At 41.0% G+C, this 2353-nt stretch carries 3 protein-coding genes; all 3 read left to right on the forward strand.

From position 1 onward, the window contains the following. Positions 1 to 85: 85 nt before the first annotated feature. Positions 86 to 280 carry a hypothetical protein gene (locus tag DEX24_RS16690; protein WP_109307500.1) on the forward strand — a complete coding sequence of 65 codons (195 nt, stop codon included), beginning with the start codon at positions 86 to 88 and terminating at the stop codon, positions 278 to 280. Continuing rightward, positions 277 to 630, forward strand: coding sequence for an IS66 family insertion sequence element accessory protein TnpB (gene tnpB, locus DEX24_RS16695; RefSeq protein WP_109307501.1), 354 nt, complete (start codon positions 277 to 279; stop codon positions 628 to 630). Before DEX24_RS16690 ends, tnpB begins: the two co-directional genes overlap by 4 nt. A 62-nt stretch (positions 631 to 692) precedes the next feature. Continuing rightward, the gene (gene tnpC / locus DEX24_RS16700; RefSeq protein WP_109307502.1) at positions 693 to 2270 is read left to right on the forward strand and encodes an IS66 family transposase; all 1578 of its coding nucleotides are present in this window, start codon (positions 693 to 695) and stop codon (positions 2268 to 2270) included. Positions 2271 to 2353: the final 83 nt, after the last annotated feature.

Consider the following 2353-nt stretch of genomic DNA (forward strand, 5'->3'; position numbering starts at 1 on the left):
GTAAGCCCGTAATCAAATAACGCATATATTCGAGAAGTATCTCCAGGTACGATAGACGTATCAAATGAAGGCGGTGCTTTCTTTTATGCCAACGAATAAACTTACAATTGTCCCCGTGACACTCGATCCAATTACGGACGAATATTTACCAAGTAGTTCACTACAAAGTCCCTCTAGTCCAAGCTGCATGATTAAAACAGCTAACGCTGAAATTTCCTTCTTTAATGGCGTAGATGAGCGCATCATCCAAACGATTATGAAGGAGCTGAATAAGCAATGAAGCACGACTTTACAGGAGTGAAAAACATCTACATCATCTGTGGCAAAACTGATATGCGAAAAGGCATTGATGGTCTCGCTACGCTCATTCAGGATTCTTTTGAACTAGATCCCTATAGCGATGCCATATTCTTGTTTTCTGGGTGGAGCAAAGATCGCTATAAATGTTTGTATTTTGATGGCGATGGCTTCGCCCTGCTTTATAAGCGATTAGATAGTGGCAAACTACAATGGCCAAAAGATGAAAATGAAGTACGGAACCTTTCGCAACAGGAGCTTCGCTGGCTATTAGAAGGTTTATCCATACAACAACCCAGGGCAATAGCGAAATCAGAAAAAGGCCTCTTTTAAATTCATGCAACAAGGTGGTATAATCATCCATAACTTATACTGAACGAAATGTGGTGAATGATTTGGGAAACGCTTCAACAACCGAAAAAGTATTTCAATTACTTGAAGACCAATTAGCCTATACGAAAAAACAAAATGAAGAACTTTCACGAAAGCTAGATCAATCGTTGTCCCAAAACAAGGTATTAGCTGAACAAATTCGCCAATTAACAAAAGCGTTATACGGCTCTAAAACGGAAAAAGCCAAATATCAAGTGCCCGACGGGCAAGGCTCCTTATTTGAAGATGACCCGCTTTTTAGCGATTCTGAGCAAACAGAAGAACAAAGCGCAGAGACGATTAGCTATACCGTTATCCGTAAATTACATAGGAAAAAGCGGAACGATTCTTTTCGCGATGATGTTGAAATGGAAGAAATACACCATCATCCAAGCACTACGCAATGTGATTGTTGCCGAAATCAAATGACGGAGGCTGGTACTACAATTGCACGTGAAGAAGCCAAATTCATTCCAGCCAAAATGAGGCGTATCCAACATATTGAACACGCCTATGAGTGCAAACACTGTAAAAAGGACGCTATACAAAAGGCGCAAATGAAACGTGGGAAAGCACCGCAAGGTGCCATTCAGCGAAGTATTGCAGGACCTACCGTTTTAGCAAAACTCATCTATGATAAATTTGTTCAATACTTACCCCTCTATCGCCAGGTCAAGGAATGGGAGAGGTATGGGTTGATTACGAACGATAAAAATCTTTCAAACTGGGTCATTCGCGCAGCGCAAGATTGGTTATTGCCTGTTTATGAACAAATGAAATCGATCCTGATGAAGAAGTCTGTTTTGCATGTCGATGAAACCTACGCGCAAATTATTAAACGTTCAGATGGAAAATCAGCGCAATCACATGCCTACAATTGGGTATACAGGAGCGTACCTAGCCAAGGACCTACGATTATTCTCTTTCAAAGTTCCTTATCACGGGCTCGATCTGTTCTGAAGGATTTCACGAAAGGTTATAGAGGGACCATGATTTGTGATGGTTATTCTGCCTACGATAAACTCGAAGGGGTTACCTTCGCCAATTGTTGGGCGCATGTTCGACGTTACTGGCTGAAAGCCAATAGTAGAAATGGTCAAATTGGGGTGAACTATTGCGATCAGTTGTACCAACTTGAACGTGAGTTTAAACACCTATCTCCAGGAAAACGTAGAAAGATGCGACGTAAAAAATCTAAACCAATCGTGAAAGAGTTCTTTAAATGGGTGGATGAATCACCTTTCTTCGGCAAAAGTGCGCTCGCAATAGCAGCCGAATACACGTTGAATCGAGTGGATGAACTCCGAATCTTTTTAAATGATGGGCGTATTGAAATTGATAATAACCCAGCTGAAAATGCGATTCGACCTAATGTGATTGGGAGAAAAAACTGGCTTTTTTCTGTTAGTGAGGCAGGTGCAAGGGCGAACGCCATCAGTTTAAGTTTGGCAGAAACAGCCAAAGCAAACGATATCGACTTTTATCGATACTTAGTGAAACTACTGACGGATCTACCAAATTTACCGATCCATCAACAACCAGAGATTTTATATGATTACCTACCTTGGTCGAAAAATATTCAATTGTCTTGTGCAAAATAGCCAACTATCCGAAAAAAGATTAGGATAGTTGGCTATTCGTCGTGCGTACCGAAAAGGTGCGCTTTTTTATATTACGGGCTTAC

It is taken from the genome of Kurthia sibirica (assembly GCF_003143975.1).
Classification (GTDB): domain Bacteria; phylum Bacillota; class Bacilli; order Bacillales_A; family Planococcaceae; genus Kurthia; species Kurthia sibirica.

Coding starts and splice junctions, on each gene's coding strand:
- DEX24_RS16690 (WP_109307500.1), top strand. CDS start 86: ATGCCAACGAATAAACTTACAATTGTCCCCGTGACACTCGATCCAATT.
- tnpB (WP_109307501.1), top strand. CDS start 277: ATGAAGCACGACTTTACAGGAGTGAAAAACATCTACATCATCTGTGGC.